This window comes from Nonomuraea sp. SYSU D8015, assembly GCF_008065375.1.
Lineage (GTDB): Bacteria > Actinomycetota > Actinomycetes > Streptosporangiales > Streptosporangiaceae > Nonomuraea.
In genome coordinates this window covers 246,634-263,260 of record NZ_VJYI01000008.1, presented here as the reverse complement: position 1 = coordinate 263,260, position 16,627 = coordinate 246,634, and the positions used below count along the sequence as shown (strand labels likewise).

15 protein-coding genes are annotated in these 16,627 nt (G+C 71.5%); 8 read left to right on the top strand and 7 right to left on the bottom strand.

Annotation, left to right across the window (positions count from 1 at the left end; translation table 11 throughout):
• The first annotated feature begins 88 nt into the window (after positions 1-88).
• From ID574_RS31325 to ID574_RS31300, 6 genes are all read left to right on the top strand, one after another.
• Positions 89-994: a TIGR04222 domain-containing membrane protein gene (locus tag ID574_RS31325; RefSeq protein ID WP_188192584.1), complete on the top strand. Its 906-nt coding sequence runs from the start codon at positions 89-91 to the stop codon at positions 992-994.
• A gap of 90 nt (positions 995-1,084) precedes the next feature.
• Entirely contained in the window at positions 1,085-1,900 is an 816-nt protein-coding gene (locus ID574_RS31320) for an MbnB/TglH/ChrH family RiPP precursor modification enzyme (RefSeq protein ID WP_188192583.1), read from the top strand.
• Positions 1,897-2,265: an SCO6045 C-terminal-like domain-containing protein gene (locus tag ID574_RS31315; protein ID WP_188192582.1), complete on the top strand. Its 369-nt coding sequence runs from the start codon at positions 1,897-1,899 to the stop codon at positions 2,263-2,265. Before ID574_RS31320 ends, ID574_RS31315 begins: the two co-directional genes overlap by 4 nt.
• Positions 2,266-2,329: 64 nt before the next feature.
• Complete coding sequence (locus ID574_RS31310) at positions 2,330-2,890, top strand: hypothetical protein (protein WP_188192581.1); 561 nt, start codon at positions 2,330-2,332, stop codon at positions 2,888-2,890.
• Between the two features lie 55 nt (positions 2,891-2,945).
• Positions 2,946-3,707: an isoprenyl transferase gene (locus ID574_RS31305; protein ID WP_188192580.1), complete on the top strand. Its 762-nt coding sequence runs from the start codon at positions 2,946-2,948 to the stop codon at positions 3,705-3,707.
• 207 nt (positions 3,708-3,914) lie between these two features.
• Positions 3,915-5,234, top strand: coding sequence for an RNA 5'-3' helicase PhoH2 (locus ID574_RS31300; protein WP_262496073.1), 1,320 nt, complete (start codon positions 3,915-3,917; stop codon positions 5,232-5,234).
• Here the strand turns inward: ID574_RS31300 and ID574_RS31295 are convergent.
• The 3 genes from ID574_RS31295 to ID574_RS31285 are packed head-to-tail and all read right to left on the bottom strand — an operon-like array spanning position 5,224 to position 7,915.
• On the bottom strand, positions 5,224-5,823 hold the full coding sequence (locus ID574_RS31295; RefSeq protein ID WP_188192579.1) for a hypothetical protein: 600 nt from the start codon (positions 5,821-5,823) through the stop codon (positions 5,224-5,226). The two genes, ID574_RS31300 and ID574_RS31295, sit on opposite strands and share 11 nt — an antisense overlap.
• Before the next feature lie 14 nt (positions 5,824-5,837).
• Positions 5,838-7,244 (bottom strand): sensor histidine kinase, encoded by a 1,407-nt coding sequence (locus ID574_RS31290; protein WP_188192578.1) that lies wholly within the window; start codon positions 7,242-7,244, stop codon positions 5,838-5,840.
• On the bottom strand, positions 7,241-7,915 hold the full coding sequence (locus ID574_RS31285; RefSeq protein WP_188192577.1) for a response regulator transcription factor: 675 nt from the start codon (positions 7,913-7,915) through the stop codon (positions 7,241-7,243). Before ID574_RS31285 ends, ID574_RS31290 begins: the two co-directional genes overlap by 4 nt.
• A 284-nt stretch (positions 7,916-8,199) precedes the next feature.
• Between ID574_RS31285 and ID574_RS31280 the strand changes: the two genes are divergently transcribed.
• Entirely contained in the window at positions 8,200-8,904 is a 705-nt protein-coding gene (locus tag ID574_RS31280) for an aggregation-promoting factor C-terminal-like domain-containing protein (RefSeq protein WP_223167251.1), read from the top strand.
• 84 nt (positions 8,905-8,988) lie between these two features.
• Positions 8,989-10,980, top strand: coding sequence for a glycosyltransferase family 2 protein (locus tag ID574_RS31275; RefSeq protein WP_188192576.1), 1,992 nt, complete (start codon positions 8,989-8,991; stop codon positions 10,978-10,980).
• Here the strand turns inward: ID574_RS31275 and ID574_RS31270 are convergent.
• The 4 genes from ID574_RS31270 to ID574_RS31255 are packed head-to-tail and all read right to left on the bottom strand — an operon-like array spanning position 10,973 to position 16,566.
• Positions 10,973-12,115, bottom strand: coding sequence for a tannase/feruloyl esterase family alpha/beta hydrolase (locus ID574_RS31270; protein ID WP_188192575.1), 1,143 nt, complete (start codon positions 12,113-12,115; stop codon positions 10,973-10,975). The genes ID574_RS31275 and ID574_RS31270 overlap by 8 nt on opposite strands.
• Entirely contained in the window at positions 12,115-13,116 is a 1,002-nt protein-coding gene (locus tag ID574_RS31265; RefSeq protein ID WP_188192574.1) for an alpha/beta fold hydrolase, read from the bottom strand. Before ID574_RS31265 ends, ID574_RS31270 begins: the two co-directional genes overlap by 1 nt.
• Positions 13,113-14,387 carry an MFS transporter gene (locus ID574_RS31260; protein ID WP_188192573.1) on the bottom strand — a complete coding sequence of 425 codons (1,275 nt, stop codon included), beginning with the start codon at positions 14,385-14,387 and terminating at the stop codon, positions 13,113-13,115. The genes ID574_RS31265 and ID574_RS31260 overlap by 4 nt, the downstream gene beginning before the upstream one ends.
• Before the next feature lie 31 nt (positions 14,388-14,418).
• The gene (locus ID574_RS31255) at positions 14,419-16,566 is read right to left on the bottom strand and encodes a helix-turn-helix domain-containing protein (RefSeq protein WP_188192572.1); all 2,148 of its coding nucleotides are present in this window, start codon (positions 16,564-16,566) and stop codon (positions 14,419-14,421) included.
• Positions 16,567-16,627 lie beyond the last annotated feature (61 nt).

Below are 16,627 nucleotides of genomic sequence, written 5' to 3'. Positions count from 1 at the left end.
AACTCTATCCGCCGAGACGGAACCTTTACGCGGGCTTTATACGTCATTTGGGTACCCAGCCTGTCGGCTGCGCGGAGGGGAGGCCTGGATGGAGCTGATCCTGCTGATCGTCTCGGTGGCGCTGGCGGCGCTCTCCTACGCCGCCGCCTCCGCGATCAAACACGAGCACGCCGCCCTCCGCGCGGCCGCCCCGGCCTCCCGCCCCCGCGCGCTCGGCCACTACGAGCTCGCCTACCTGGCGGGAGGCCCGGACCGGGCCGCCGGCACGGCGATCGCGCTGCTGGCGGAGTCCGGGCATCTGCGCGTGTCCCGCGGGGGCCGGGTGCATCAGGTGCATGCGGGCGCCGTCTCGCACGACCCCCTGGAGGAGGCGGTGCTCGGCGTCATCGCCTCCCGTTCGGGGCTTCCCGCGGTCGCGCTCAGGATCGAGACCACACGGACCCTGGCCATGGACGCGCTCAAGCGACGCCTCACCGAGCTGGGGCTGCTCCACCCGGACGACGCCTTCACCAGGGCCGGCAGGCTGAGCGGTCTGCTGCGGGCGCTGTCGGTGGCCGCGTTCGCCTGTGGCGTCCTCGCGGCGGTGACGATGCTGGTCCTGAACGTGACCCTGCTGCCGTCACTCGCGCTGGTCGTGCTGGCGCTCACGGGACTCGGCGGGCTGGTCGCGATCATCCGGCACCGGAACGCCGCGATGGTGAGGCTGACGCCGTCAGGCCGGGAGACCATCGAGGCGGCCAGACGGGACAACCCCTTGGGCGCCGCCGAAGGTCCCGTCGCCGTCGCGCTTTACGGCCTCGGCGAGCTGCGGGATCCCGACCTCCAGATGGAGCTCACCGAGAGCCACGGCCGCCGCCGGGGCGGGGGCGCGTACGTGGGCGGCGCGTCCTCCTGCGGCGGAGGCGGCGGCGCGCCACCCGCCAAGTCGACCGGCGACGGCTCGCCGGGCTGCGGCGGGGGAGGCTGCGGCGGCGGTTGCGGGGGCGGGGGCTGACCCGCCGGCGCCGGAACACCTGATCAAGAGAAGGACCACAGGAGCGAGATGACGGGGAGCGGGGACATGGCGGGAGCACGGAGGCCTGAGATGGCCGAGCTGGGCGTGGGGATCGGCTGGCGGGCGGAGCTGGACCTGACGATCGAGCGCATGGACGGCGTCGACTTCGTCGAGGTGATCGCTGAGAACCTCAAACCGGGCGACCTGCCCGAGTCCTTGCGCGTGCTGCGGGCCAAGGACGTGCCGGTGATCCCGCACGGCGTGTCGCTGGGCGTCGGCGGGGCCGAGCCGCCGTCGCCGGCCCGGCTCGCCCACCTGGCCGCGTGCGCCGAGGCCCTGGACGCGCCGCTGGTCAGCGAGCACCTGGCGTTCGTCCGCGGCGGCGGGCTGGAGGCCGGCCACCTGCTGCCCGTCCCGCGCACCCGCGAGTCACTGCGAGTGATCACGGAGAACGTGCGCCGGGCCCAGGACGCGCTGCCCGTCCCGCTGGCGCTGGAGAACGTCGCGGCCATCTTCGGCTGGCCCGACGACGAGCTGACCGAGGGCCAGTTCCTCGCCGAGCTGGTGGAGAGCACCGGCGTCGGGCTGCTGATCGACGTGGCCAATCTCTACACCAACCAGTTCAACCTGGGCCTGTCGGCGGTGGACGCGCTCGACGCGCTCCCGCTGGAGCACCTCGCGTACGTGCACGTCGCCGGGGGCTACGAGCACTCGGGCATCTGGCACGACACGCACACCATGGCCGCGCCCCAGCCGGTGCTGGACATCCTCACCGAGCTGTGCGCCCGCGCGACCCCGCCGGGCGTGCTGCTGGAGTGGGACGACGACTTCCCGAGCGACGCGGCGCTGGCGAACGAGCTGTCCAGGATCCGGGCAGCGATGTCCCTGGCGGGTGAGGTCCGATGACCGACGTGCGGCCGGAGCCGCCCGAGGCGCGTCAGCGCCTGGCGGAGGCGCAGGCGCGGCTGGTCGCCGCCCTCGTGGCCGGGGGCGACCTCCCTGAGGGCTTCGACGGGGAGCGGATGCGGGCGCAGGCGGCGAGCCTGGTCGCCAAGCGGCGCGGCATCGTGGCGAGGATCCGGCCCGACGCGGCCATCGCGGCCGGGGCCGACCTGGCCGCCGAGTTCGCCGCCTACGCGCGTTCCCGCAGCGCGCCGCCGTCCAACTATCGCACCGACGCCGACGACTTCGCCGCCTGGCTGCGCGAGCGCGGCCGGATGCCCGCCGAGCCGCCCCGCCGCAAGGCGCGCTGGTGGTCTCTGCTGCGGTAATACAGCGCCCTGCTGATCCCGTGACGGCGGGTTTAGTCCACATTCGCCGGGAAACGGAGGGGAAATGGGGGGACTGCGCTGCGTCGATGGATCCTATCTCACCGTCACGCCCGTCGCGTGCCGGGACAGCGTGGGCACGCCGTACGAGGTCACCCTGGAGCTGCGTCGTGACGGCACCCCGTACGGCATCGTGGGCGAGCGATGCGGCTGGCTGCTCGCCCGCCTGGCGGACGGCGTCGACGAGGCCCGCCGCGGCTGTGGAGCGGCCAGACGATGGGCCGACCCCGACGACAGGTTCCCCGGCGAGGAGCCGGACGACGAGCTGTTCTCCTTCCGCTATCGCAGCAGGTCCGGCCTGGTGGGCGGGGGCGAACTGTGCTGCAGGCTCAGGACGATCCCGCTCTGGGAGCCCGGGCGGCGCGGCGGGCGCGGCCGGTGGCGGCTGACCAGGAGGGCCTACGTGGAGGCCTGGGGCGCCACGGGCGTGGGCATGCGGGCGGTGCTGACGTCCGCCGAACTGGCGGCGTTCGTGCGGGGCCTCGTCGAGGAGGCCGAAGGGTGTCTGCAGGGCAGAGATCTGGTGAGGAATCCGATAGAGGGAGCAGGCACGGGCGAAAGGCGGTGATAATTGCGTGTTGGGTCATTGACCGAAGGCACAGCACCGCTGGGGAGGACACTCCGTGGGCCTGCGCGACCTGGTCTACCGGCTGTACGAGCGCCGGCTGGAGGCCAAGCTGTCGAAGGACAGCATCCCCCGGCACGTCGGGGTCATCATCGACGGCAACCGCCGCTGGGCGCGCGCCATGGGCATCAGCGACGTCTCCACCGGCCACCGCAAGGGCGCGGACAAGATATCCGAGCTGCTCACCTGGTGCCGGGAGACCGGCGTCGAAGTCGTCACCGTCTGGATGCTCTCCAGCGACAACCTCAACCGGCCGAGGGAGGAGCTGGAGCCGCTCCTGCGCATCATCGAGGACGTCACGCAGGAGCTCGTGGCCGAAGGCTGGCGGATCAGCCCCGTCGGCGCGCTCGATCTGCTCCCCGATCGCACCGCGAATGTCCTGAAGAATGCAAAAGAAGCGTCATCACACCGTCCCGGCCTGATTGTGAACGTTGCAGTTGGGTATGGAGGAAGACGTGAGATTGCCGATGCGGTGCGCTCACTGCTCCAGGAGCACGCGAGCAAGGGGGCGAGCATCGAGGACCTCGTCGAGGTACTCGATGTCGAGCACATCGCGGAGCATCTCTACACTCGCGGCCAGCCCGACCCGGACCTCCTCATCCGGACCTCGGGCGAGCAGCGCTTGTCCGGCTTCATGTTGTGGCAGAGCGCTCATTCCGAGTTCTACTTCCACGAGGCCTACTGGCCTGACTTCCGCAGGGTCGACTTCCTGCGGGCGCTGCGCGACTACGCCGCGAGACACCGACGTTACGGTTCTTAGCACGACAAACGGGCATCAAGGACGTAACGTTGGAAGTGTCCGACCACAGGTCGAACACTCCGGAGAGGGCCCGCCTTTGCACCAACACTTGCCGAGGGGGCCGGAACCCGGCACCGACGGCAGTTCGCGGTCGGGGAACGCGGGTCCGGTCCGATTCCCGCCTCGTCTGCAGGGTGCCCGATCGCATGGGCGCCCGGGGGAGAACGTGTGGCAGTGTCCTCGAGCAACCCTACGACCAAGCCGGCCAAGCGCACCTATGTGCTGGACACCTCGGTTCTGCTGGCCGACCCGGCGGCGATGACCCGCTTCGCCGAGCACGACGTGGTCCTCCCGATCGTGGTGATCACGGAGCTGGAAGGCAAGCGGCACCATCCCGAACTCGGCTACTTCGCGAGGAAGGCTCTCCGCTACCTCGACGACCTGCGGATCCAGTACGGCAGGCTCGACGAGCCGATGCCGACGGGGGACGGCACGATCAGGGTTGAGCTCAATCACAGCGATCCGTCCATCCTGCCCGTGGGCTTCCGTCTGGGCGACAACGACACGCGCATCCTGACCGTGGCGCGCTCGCTCGCCGCGGAGGGTTGCGACGTCGTCCTCGTGTCCAAAGACCTGCCCATGCGGGTCAAGGCGGCCTCGATCGGCCTGGCGGCCGAGGAATACCGGGCCGAGCTGGTGCACGAGTCGGGCTGGACCGGGATGGCCGAGGTCCAGGTGACGACCGACGACATCGAGGGGCTCTTCGAGCACGGCACGGCGGACCTGGAGGAGGCCAGAGATCTGCCCACGCACACCGGGCTGCGGCTGCTGTCGGCCAAGGGCTCGGCGCTCGGCCGGGTGCTCCCCGACAAGTCGGTGCGCCTGGTGCGCGGCGACCGCGAGGTGTTCGGCCTGCACGGCCGCTCCGCCGAGCAGCGCATCGCGCTCGACCTGCTGATGGACCCGGAGATCGGCATCGTCTCGCTCGGCGGCCGGGCCGGCACGGGCAAGTCGGCGCTGGCGCTCTGCGCGGGCCTGGAGGCGGTCCTGGAGCGCCGCCAGCACCGCAAGGTGGTCGTCTTCCGTCCGCTCTACGCCGTGGGCGGCCAGGAGCTCGGCTACCTGCCGGGCACCGAGGGCGAGAAGATGGGCCCGTGGGCGCAGGCGGTCTACGACACGCTCGGCGCGGTCACCACTCCCGAGGTGATCGAGGAGGTGCTCGACAGGGGCATGCTGGAGGTGCTCCCGCTGACGCACATCCGCGGCCGCTCGCTGCACGACGCGTTCGTGATCGTGGACGAGGCCCAGTCGCTCGAACGCGGGGTGCTCCTCACCGTGCTGAGCCGGATCGGCGCCAACTCGCGGGTCGTGCTCACCCACGACATCGCCCAGCGCGACAATCTGCGGGTCGGCAGGCATGACGGCGTGGTCGCGGTGGTGGAGAAGCTCAAGGGCCACCCGCTGTTCGCGCACGTCACGCTGACGAGGTCCGAGCGCTCTCCGATCGCCGCGCTGGTGACGGAGATGCTCGAGGACATCACTGTGTGATCAGTCGAAGGAAGTCACCGCAGGTATACCGCCCCTCGTCCTTCGAGGGGCGGTTCTGATTGTCACGGACGATCTTCACCTGAACGTACGCCGCGTCCTGCTGGGCCGTGCAGACGATCTGCGCCTTTCCGAGATCGCTCAGCGTGCCCTCGCCGCTGATGTAGACCGTCAGCGTCGAGGTACGCGGAAGCCGGACCTCGTCACGCTGCACGGGGTTGAGCGAATCCTTGATCCGCAGGTACGTGAACCCGCGCAGCGCCGTGTCGCGGCCGTCGAGCGCCTGCGTGGAGGCGGCGAAGAGCGCGCCGAGCAGGCTCTCCACGGTGTCGTCCTCGACGTCGGCCGCCTCCAGCGTGAGTTTGCCGTCCCTGAGCAGGTAGATCGTCTTGGACGGGGGCGGGATCCTGGCGGTGGGCGCGTTCTCCCGGTCCCGGACGTCGGTGGGCGAGATGCCGCAGGCCGCCACGGCCAGGAGCGCGACGGTGAGTGCGGCGAGGGAGCGCCGTCGCCTGGAGGAGGAGCGACGAAGGAGCGACGGGGGAAGGCGGCGGCATATGGCGAGCGAGCCCGCCTCACGGAGTGAGGCCATGAACACAGTGACTCTCATGAGTGTGGGAGCCAGACCGTGAAGAGGGTGCCGGGGTCCTGGGCGCGCACCGAGATCGTGCCGCCGTGCAGGTGCACGTTGGCCCTGGCGATGGACAGGCCCAGGCCGCTGCCCTGGCTGCGGGACCGGCCCGCGCCCGCCTTGAAGAAGCGGTCGAAGACGTGGGGCAGCGCCTCTCGCGGGATGCCCTTGCCGTGGTCTCGCACCTTCACCTCCAGGCCGTTCTCCGTGCTCCTCGCTTTGACCACCACCGGGGGCAGGCCGTGTTTGAGCGCGTTGCCGACGAGGTTGGCCACGATGACGTCGAACCTCCTCGGGTCGAGGTTGGCCGTCAGGCCCTGGGAGGCGTTGACCTTGACCTGGTCGGTCCAGCCGCGGGTCTCGAGGCAGTCCGCGATGGCGTCGGCCACGTTGACGGGCTCCAGGTTGAGCGTGGCCGTGCCCGCGTCGAAGCGGCTGATCTCGATGAGGTGCTCGACCAGCTCGCGTAGGCGCTCCACCTCGCTGAGCACCAGCCGCACGGCCTCCGCCGGGGCCTCGGGCAGCCGGTTGGCCTCCTCCGAGAGCACGTCGGCCACGGCCGTCATGGCGGTCAGCGGCGTGCGCAGCTCGTGGGAGACGTCCGCCACGAACCTGCGTGACATGGCCTCCAGCGAGCGCAGCTCGGACACGCTCAGCTCCAGCGCGGCCGCGGCGTCGTTGAACCTGGCCGTGAGCCCCGCCAGCTCGTCCTGCCCGTGGACGGGCAGCCGCGTGTCCAGCTTGCCCTCGCCGAGCGCCTGCGCGGCCGCGCTCAGCCGCCGTATGGGCAGCAGCACCTGGCGGGCCGACAGCAGCGCCACCACCAGGGCGATCGCCACGATGGCGATGCCGCCCTGGAAGAGCCGGGCCCGCAGCGCGTTCAACTCGCTCACGTCGGCACGCATGGGGAAGAAGACGAAGGCCCGCAGCCCCGTGGTCTCGGGCTTGCCGGCCGCGTCCCGATAGACCTCGGCGCCGACGATGAACCACAGCTCGTTGCGGATCACACGGCGCTGGGTGACGACGCTCTGCTTGGCCCGGCCGTAGAGCTCGTTGGGCACGTCGCTCATCGTCATGGGGCCGTTCATGGAGACCAGGTCGCCGTACTCGACGATGACCCCGCGGCCGGGCGCGCTCAGCGCCTGGGCCAGGCGGTCCAGATCCTTGGGCCGCGGCTCGGCCTCACCCGGCCGCAGCTTGCCGACGGGGAAGTCGATGCCGCTCAGCTCGCGGGTCACCAGGTCGAGCGACGTGGTCTCGGTCCTGTTCACCAGCGCCGTCTTGGCCAGCTCGAACCCTATTGTGGCGACCAGCATCGAGGCCGTGACGGCCACGAGCGTGAAGGTGATCACCAGACGCGCGCGCAGACCTGTGGGCTTCACGGGGGGCTGAACCGGTAGCCGAACCCGCGCACCGTGTGGATGAACACGGGCTCGGCGGGCTTCGGCTCGATCTTCGCGCGGACCCGCTGCACACAGGCGTCCACCAGCCGGGAGTCGGCGATGTGCGTGTGGTCCCAGACGGCCCGCAGCAGGTAGCGGCGGTTGAGCACCTGGCCGGGGTGGCGGACGAGCTCCAGCAGCAGCCGCAGCTCCGTTGGCGTGAGGTGGATCTCCTTGCCGGCCAGCGTGACCTTGAGGGCTCCCCGGTCGATCACGAGGTCGCCGAACGTGATGCGGTCGGAGGCGGCCGACTCGGCCCTGCGCAGTATGGCGCGGATGCGCGCGTCCAGCACCCGCGGCTCGACCGGCTTGACCACGTAGTCGTCGGCGCCTGCCTCGAGCCCGACCACGATGTCGAGGTCGTCGCCCCTGGCCGTGAGCAGGATGACGGGCAGCTGGTCGAGCTTGCGCACGCGGCGGCAGACCTCGACGCCGTCGATTCCGGGCAACATGACGTCCAGGATCGCGATCTCGGGGCGGCGGGCCCTGATGTGGTCCAGAGCCTCCTCGCCCGTCGCGTAGGACGTCACGGAGTGCCCCTGCCGGGTCAGCGCCAGCTCGAGGGCCGTGCGGACCGAGGGGTCGTCTTCAACAAGGAGGATGCCTGCCACGCGCACATTATTATTCCATGTCCCGAATATCCGGGTTGTGTCACCAAACTGTGACGTACCGCTAATTGGATCCCGAAGAACCCGCGCAAGGCTTGAAGCGGCGCTTCCCTTCGGTAACGGGCGCCCGAAGGGGAGCGCATATGCTGTGACCAAAATCACAGTATTCCGAAATGCCATGCTAACGGCCTGGTTGCCCAACGGGACGCCAAGCGATTACCGCGTTTCGGTTGCGGAGCACCCCCCAGGACAGGGCAAGCTCATGGATCGTGAGCCCCGGTCCGCGTGTGAGTGAGCGCCCCCCGACAGAAGATGTCCCCACGGCGCGCAGGCCTTCGCGCTTCACGCCGAAGCGCATCGTCATCACCGCCCTTTCTCTGGTGATCGTCGGCGGCGGTGGCGGGTTCGTCGCCTTCCGCGCCATCGAGAACGCCAACACCCCGGTCGAGGAGGCCTTCACCGCCGAGGACATGGGCAGGATCGCCAGCGGCAAGCTCTTCGAGCCCGATCCCGAGACAGACGCGCTCAAGGCCGCCGCCGAGCAGGCGTACCGGGCCGACCAGCTGGAGAAGGGCCGCTCGGCGGCGGGCAAGGGCGACGACCCCGACTTCGACTGGATCATCCCCAAGCAGGCGCCGTCCGGCGACGGCTTCCCTCCTGTGAACTTCCCGCCGGGCAGCGACCCCTCGCCGGGCAGCAACAAGGCCACCGCCAAGGCCATGCTCGGCCAGTTCGGCTTCGGCGAGGACCAGTGGGGCTGCCTGGAGCGGCTCTGGACGAAGGAGAGCGGCTGGAACGAGCGGGCGATGAACCGCTACTCCGGCGCGTACGGCATCCCGCAGTCGCTGCCAGGCAGCAAGATGGCCAGCGCCGGCGCCGACTGGCAGACCAACGCCGCCACCCAGATCAAGTGGGGCCTGGGCTACATCAAGGGCCGCTACGGCACCCCGTGCGCCGCCTGGGGCCACTCGCAGCGGGTGGGCTGGTACTAAAGGGGCACAGGACCAGGTCAACTTTCCTTCTGCAATCGGCAAGCCGCCGCGCCCGAAACGTGTAGACGGGCGCAGGCTGACCGCATGGGTGTGAAGGTCAGTGTGATCGTCAATGTCCACAAACCGGGTGACACCGTCGACGCGTGCCTCCGCTCCGCCCTGGAGCAGACGATGCCCGTGGACGAGTACGAAGTGATCCTCGTGGACGACGGGCCCACGGACGGGCTCGCGCAGCGCCTGGACGCCATCGCGGCGGCCCGCGACAACGTGCGGACGTTGCACCTGCCGTTCACGGGCTCGCCGACGCGCGGCCGCAACGTCGGCCTGGCGGCCGCGCGCGGCGACTACGTCTTCTTCATGGACCCCGGGGACCGGCTCGAACGGGACGCCATCGCGCGCATGTACGACCGCGCCGTGGAGACCGACGCCGACGTGCTGATCGGCCGTCTGGTGCGCGACCACGGGCCGCCGATGATCGCCTTCGCCCGCAGCACCGCCCGCGCCGACATCCTGCGCGACCGCCTGCTCTGCCTGCTCGGGCCCCAGCAGCTCTACCGCCGGGCCTTCCTGGAGGAGCACGAGCTGGGCTTCGGCATGCCCGGCGGGCGGCTGGCCGAGCAGGCGTTCGTGATGCGGGCGTACCTGCACGCCAAGGTCATCGCCGTGCTGGCCGAGCACGTGTGCTGCCACCTCGGCGAGCGGCCGAAGGCCGAGGAGGACCCCCGGACGATGGTCAAGGAGCTGCGCGGGCTGCTCGACGACATCGACACCTACGTCGGCAGGGGCCGCCAGCGCGATCGCATGTACGCCTACTGGTACCGCTACGCCGTCCTCCGCCCGCTGCTGACCAGCCGGTTCGCCGACTCCTCCGTGGACAGGGGCCTGCACTTCCGCCTCGTCCAGGAGCTCATGGCCGAGCGCTTCCCCGAGGCGCTCGACCGCTATCTGCCGGTCCAGCTGCGCGCGGTGGCCTCGTTCGTCCGCAGGGGGCGCCTGGACCAGATCGTGCTCCTGTCCAACTGCTCCAGGCGGGGCGGGCTGCGTGCCGAGCTCACCGAGGTGCGCTGGGACGCGCACGTGCTGGTCCTCGAGCTGACCGTGGAGTTCGAGGGGGGCGACGGCCGGCCCGAAAGGTACCGTTCCGAGGACGGGCGCCTGCACTGGATCCCGCCGCGCGCCATCGACGACAAGCTGCTCGACGAGCGTGTCACCGACGTGAGCGAGGCCGTGGAGCGGGCCCGCATCGAGGTCTACGTGCGGCACGCCGAGACCGGCGTCATCCACTTCCTGCCGCTGGCCCAGCGCGTGGAGGTGGTCGAGGACGGCCACCGCCTCGTCCGGGTGCAGATCAAGGGCGAGACCAGGATCGACGTGACCACCGCCGCGCTCGGCGAGCCGCTCCGGCAGGGCCAGTGGGAGGTGCACGTCCGCATGTTCGGCGGCGCCAACCAGGCCAGGAGTCGGGTCAGCAGGCCCGAGGGCCCGCTCAACTGCCTGGGCGTGCTGGCCCAGCGGCCCAGGCTGCGTCTGGTGGTGCCGTGCTGGTCCGACTCGGGGGAGCTGGGACTGGCCGTCGAGCCGCGCTCGTTCCCGGAGTCGATCGCGCTGGTGTCCCCGGGGGTGGAGGTCAAGCAGGTCGACGGGCACGCGTACGTCGTCTTGCCGGTCCCGTACGTGCCGCCGAGCGGCGGGCCGCCGCTGGAGCTGGTGCTGCGCAGCACCGGGCGGCGTCCCCGCGAGGTGTGCGCCCCCGCGCTGGCCGAGGCCGGGCTGCCCGGCAAGCTCGCCGGGCAGCTCGTGGCCAAACTGCCGGTCAAGCGGCTGCCCGGCGAGCACGAGCTGGGTTCCGGCGGCTGGCTGGCGTTCCTGCGCTCGCCGGAGCAGGAGGTCGGGCTGCGGTTCGCGCTGGAGGTGCGCAGGGGCCGGGTCGAGGCGCGCCCCGCCGCCGCGGTCGACCCCGAGCGGCGCTCGCCCCTGGGCAGGGACACCGTGCTGCACCGGTTGGGCCGGCGGCTGCCAGGCGCGCGGCACATCGTGCGCCTGGCGCGCGCCGGCAGGCACCGCTACCTCAGCTGACCCAGCCCTCCAGCTCCGCGAAGGCGTTCCTGAAGACGGGGAGCATCGGCTTGAGACGGTCGGGGTAGACGTCCACCAGGCTGTCCAGGTGGTTGCCGCCCTCGACCCGGTAATACCGGAACGGGCGGTGCGGTCCGACCATCTCCGCGTAGACGTCGGAGTCGCGGGAGATCGGCAGCAGCGTGTCGAGCGTCCCGTGGATGGTGATCAGCGGCTTGGTGATCCTGCCGGTCAGTGCGATCTTCGCCACGGCGGCGTAGGGCCGCCGCTCGTCGTAGTCGTAGTCGGCCGCCGCGCCCTCGTAGGACGGGTCCAGCTCCTTCTGGTAGAGCTGCTGCGTGAGCTCCCAGTAGTACTGCCGGTGGAACGGCCACAGGAACTCCGAGCCCGCCGCGAATCCGGCCGCCCGCATCCCGGCCTCGTCCGGGTACGCCTTCAGCGCCGGCGGCAGGAAGGTCAGCAGGTTGTCGCCCTTGACCCGCCAGAGCGTGCCCTCCCAGTCCACCCCGCCGTCGTAGAGCCATCCGCGGTTCTCCAGCTGCCACCTGACGAGGTAGCCGCCGTTGGAGATCCCGGCGGCGAACGTGCGCTCCGGTTTCCTGCCGTAGCGCTGCTTGACCACGGCCTTGGCGGCCACCGTGAGCTGGGTGACGCGGTGGTTCCACTCGGCGATGGCGTCGCCGGGGCTGCGGCCGTCCTCGTGGAAGGTCAGGCCGACGTTGCCCTTGTCGGTGGAGGCGAACGCGTACCCCTTCGACAGGACCCAGTCGGAGATCGTGTAGTCGTTGGCGTACTGCTCCCTGTTGCCCGGGGTGCCGCTGACGACCAGGCCGCCGGTCCAGTCGTCCGGGAGCCTGATCACGAACTGGGAGTCGTGGTTCCAGCCGTGCGTGGCGTTGGTCGTGGAGGTGTCGGGGAAGTAGCCGTCGATCTGCGTGCCGGGCACGCCTGCCGGGTTGACGGTGGCGGCGGAGTGGAGGCCGGCCCAGTCGGCGGGGTCGGTGTGGCCGGTCTTCGCGGTGCCGGCGGTGGTCAGGTCGTCGAGCCGGGCGATCACGGTGTGTTCCGCGCCCGGGACGGCGAGCTGCGGCACGGGCGTCAGCAGGCTCGCCGCCAGCGTGAGGGCGACCAGCATCACGCCCTCCCGAGGTGCTCGGCCAACAGGCGCCGGAACTCGTCCGGGTGCTCCAGGTGCGGGCTGTGGCCGCAGTCGGGGAGCACGACCTCGCGGTACGGGCCGTACCGCTCCAGGACCGCTCTGGTCTGGCTCACCATCGGCTGGGCCGGCGTGCCGGGGGAGCCGGGCACCACACCGAGCGCGCCCAGGTGGGCCAGGTCGAACAGGGACGTGTCGGAGACGATCACGTCGTCGGCGCCCCTGATCCACAGGATCGGCGGCTTGGGGTCGATCTCGTGCAGGTCGTCGAGGCGGAAGTGGGTGGGGGCGATCGCGTTGAGCACGCCGTGCTTGCCGGGGGCCACGTGCGGCCAGGTGCCGGAGGTGGCCGCGTCGCCGGGGTAGTGGGCCTCGCCCACCTGAGTGGTGAGCATGGACCGGAGGTAGAAGTCCTCGTCGGGGACGTCACGGTTCTTCACGTAGGCCGACCGGAAGACGTTGCGCGGGGACGTGGGGGATTCGTCTGACATGTCGCCCGCCTTCAGGCGGGCCACGAAGTCCGGGTTCGCGGCCCCGGCTCCCGAGCCCGTGCCGTCGGGGTGGCTCAGCCGGCCCTCAGAGCCCTCCGTGCCGCCGAAGCCGTACGGGGAGATGGGATTGACCAGGGTGACGCTCCCGACGACTGCCGGGCGGTCGCGCAGCGCCTGCAGGACCACGCCGCCGCCCAGGCTCCAGCCGACGAGGTGGACCCCGTCCAGGCCCAGCTCCTCGATCAGCTCCAGCACGTCGTCGGAGTAGTCGCGCAGGCCCCGCGTGGCGTCCACCGGCTCGGGGTCGGTCTCGCCGAAGCCGCGCAGATCGACCGCGAGCGGCCGGCAGCCCTCCGGCAGCGCCGCCATGCTGTCGCGCCAGAAGGCGGCCGAGGAGACGTTGCCGTGCACGAACAGCACGGGCTCGCCGACGTCCCTGCCCTCGACGGTCAGGACGTTCTGGGTGAGTCTCCGCGTGGTGACCTTCATCGGGCGTGGATCCTTTCAGCCAGGTCGCGGCCCTGGGTCTCGCGTGCGGCGTAGACCGCGGCCAGGGTGAGCAGCGCTGCCAGACCAAGGTAGACGGAGATGGGCACGCTGCTCGAGAAGCGCTGCAGCAGGGCGACCGCGATGATGGGGGCCAGCGCGCCCGCCACGATCGCCGACAGCTGCGCCCCGATCGACACGCCGGTGTAGCGCATCCTGGTGCCGAACAGCTCGGAGAAGAAGGCCGCCTGCGGGCCGTACATCATGCCGTGGAAGAGCAGGCCGACCGTGACGGCGAGGGTGATCGCCAGGAAGTTGCCCGTGTCGACGAGCGGGAAGAAGGCGAAGATCCACACTCCGATGCCGGCGGCGCCCGCCAGGTAGATCGGGCGGCGGCCGACGCGGTCGGACAGCGCGCCCCACATCGGGATCGTGACGAAGTGGATCCCGGAGGCGATCAGCACCGCGTTCAGCACCGTCGAGTTGGGGATGCCGTTCGTCTTGGCGTAGGTGATGACGAAGACGGTCAGCAGGTAGAAGGAGATGTTCTCGGCCAGGCGCGCGCCGATCGCGGTGATCACGTCCTTCCAGTGGTCGCGGAGCACGCCGACGATCGGCGCCCGCTCCTCCGGCGGGGCCTGCTGGAACACCGGCGACTCGCTGATCGACAGCCGGATCCACAGGCCGATCAGCACCAGCACGCCCGACAGCAGGAACGGCACCCGCCAGCCCCACGACAGGAACGCCTCGTCCGGCTGCCAGGCGGCCAGCGCCGCCAGCACGCCGGTGGCCAGCAGATTCCCGCCGGGAGCGCCGGCCTGCGGCCAGGACGCCCAGAAGCCGCGCCGGCCGTTGTCGCCGTGCTCGGAGACGATCAGCACCGCGCCGCCCCACTCGCCGCCCAGCGCGAAGCCCTGCACCAGCCGGAGCGCCGTCAGCAGCAGCGCCGCGGCCGGGCCGAGGGTCTCGTACGTCGGCAGGCAGCCGATGAGGAACGTGGCGGCGCCCATCAGCAGCAGGCTGACGACCAGCAGCGTCTTGCGGCCCACGCGGTCGCCGAAGTGGCCGAAGACCAGGCCGCCGAGCGGGCGGGCGACGAATCCGACGGCGTAGGTGAGGAACGACAGCAGTGTGCCGGTCAGCGGGTCGGACTCGGGGAAGAAGAGCTTGTTGAACACGAGGGCGGCTGCCGAGCCGTACAGGAAGAAGTCGTACCACTCGATGGTGGTGCCGATCAGGCTCGCGGCGACGATCTTCTTGATGGAAGTGGCCATGCCGGTCACGCTAAAGAGTGACCGGCATCACTCATATGGAGTCGGGGCCCACAGTCTGTGGTGTGGATGTGTGGCCGAGCCGGTGCAGGCGCAGCGCCAGCTGGATCTCCAGCGCCCGCTCCGGCTCCAGCCAGCCGTCGCCGAGCAGCTTGCCGATGCGGTCGAGGCGCTGCGTGACGGTGTTGACGTGGATGTGCATGGCCTCGGCCGTACGGGAGGGCGAGCCGCCGGTGCCGAAGTACGCCGACAGCGTGTCGGCCAGGGCGGTGCCCCGGCGCGCGTCGTAGTCGATCACCGCGCCGAGCACCCGGTCGACGAAGCCGCCCACGTCGCGGCCGTCGCCCACGAGCAGCCCGACGAAGCCCAGCTCCGCCGCGCTCGCGCCGTCACCGGCCCGCCCGAGAGCGATCAGCGCCTCGGCGCACCGCCGCGCCTCCTGGTAGGCGGCGGCCACACTGCCGTCATCGGCGCCGCCCACGCCCGCCTCCGCCCAGTGTCCGCCCTCCACCGCCTGACCCGTTCCCACGCCTCCGACCGGGTGCCCCGGCCTCGCACCGCGGCCCGTTACCGCGCCGCCTGCCGCGTGCCCCGGACTAGCGGCGCGGCCCGTTCCCAGGCCGCCTGCCGCGTGCCCCGGTCCTGCGCCGCGGCCCGTTCCCAGGCCCTCTGCCGCGTGCCCCGGTCCTGCGCGTCCTGCTGCCCGGCCGATGCCTGTGGTCGGCGTGGTGGATCTCAAACCGCTCGCGTCCGCTCTGGCCGCGCCCGCCGTCGCCGGAGCGCCGAGTGAGGCGCTGAGCTCGGCCGCCACCCGCTGCGCGATGGCGCCCGCGTTGTCGCCCGGCAGCAGCAGCACCACCTCGCCCGCCCGGCCGGCGGCGAGCCCGTGCCGCAGCGCGGCCTGCGACGACGCCCAGAATGCGGCCCGCTCCCGCTGCCCGTCGTGCCGCGCCACCACGACGACGTGCGGCGCGCCGAGGTCGACCCCGAGCCGGCGCGCCCGATCGGCGAGCCCGGGAGAGTCCGGCCGGGAGATCAGGTCGTCGAGCAGCTCGCCCCTCACCCGCCCCTCGGCCTCCGCCACGCTCCTGCGGAACAGCAGCAGCAACGCGCACACCAGCGCTGCCCGCTCCAGGATCCGCTCGTCGGCGTCGTCGCTGCGCAGGATGAGCGTGCACAGCGGCTCCCCGCCGACGTCCACGGACGCGATCAGCAGATCGCCCCGGCGCACGGTGCGCCCCAGCGCCCTGGACGCCTGCGCCGCCTCGAACACCCCCGAGTCGAGCTCGCCCACGTCGCCCGTGAGCGGCCGCCCCAGGTCGTCGAGCACGGCCAGCGACCCGCCCAGCACGTCGGTCACCACGGCCGCGACGTCCTCGATCCCTCCGCCGCGCAGCACCAGAGACGTCATCCGGTCGTGGGCCAGCGCCGCCCGCTCCACCGCCTCCCCGTGCTCCCTGGCCGTCTTGTGGGCCTGGGACAGCTCCTCCAGCGCGTTCCTGGTCTCCTGCAGCAGGCGGGCGTTGTCGATCGCCACCGCGGCGTGCGCGGCCAGGCTGGCCAGCAGCGACACCTCCTCCTGGTGGAACGGCCTGGCGCTGCGGTTGGCCGCCATCAGCACGCCGATCACCCGCTTGCCGAGCCGCAGCGGCACGCCGAGGATCGCGACCAGGCCCTCCTCCTTGACGGCCACGTCGATGTGCTGCTCGTGCCGGAAGCGGTCGTCGGCGAAGTAGTCGGCCGTCGAGTACGGCGTCGCCGTCAGCGCCACCAGGCCGCCCAGCCCCGCCCCCAAGGCCAGCCGCAGCGCACGGAACTTGGCCGAGATCGACCCGTCGGTGACCCGCATGTACGTGTCGCCCCGCTCGGGGTCGTGCAGCGTCATGTAGGCCACGTCGGTCGCCAGCAGCTGTCTGGCCCGATGCACGATGGCCTCCAGCACGGCGTCCAGGTCGCGCAACGCCGCCAGGTCGCCCGCGGTGTCGTACAGCGCCGACAGCTCCGCCTCGCGCCTGGCCCGCCGCTTGAGCAGGGCCCGCACCTTCAACGCCTCGACCTTGGCCTGCTCCAGCTCCTCGATCTCGGCCGGATCGGCGCCCCGCGCCCTGGCCTCGATGATCGGCCCCTCGAACTCGACCGCCGACGCCTCCCTGGCCAGCAGCTCCAGGTAGCGCGTGCTCATGGCCTCACTCCGTTCGGCGGCCCGGTCGCCACACGCCGCCGCCCTCCCCCGTCGCTCCTTC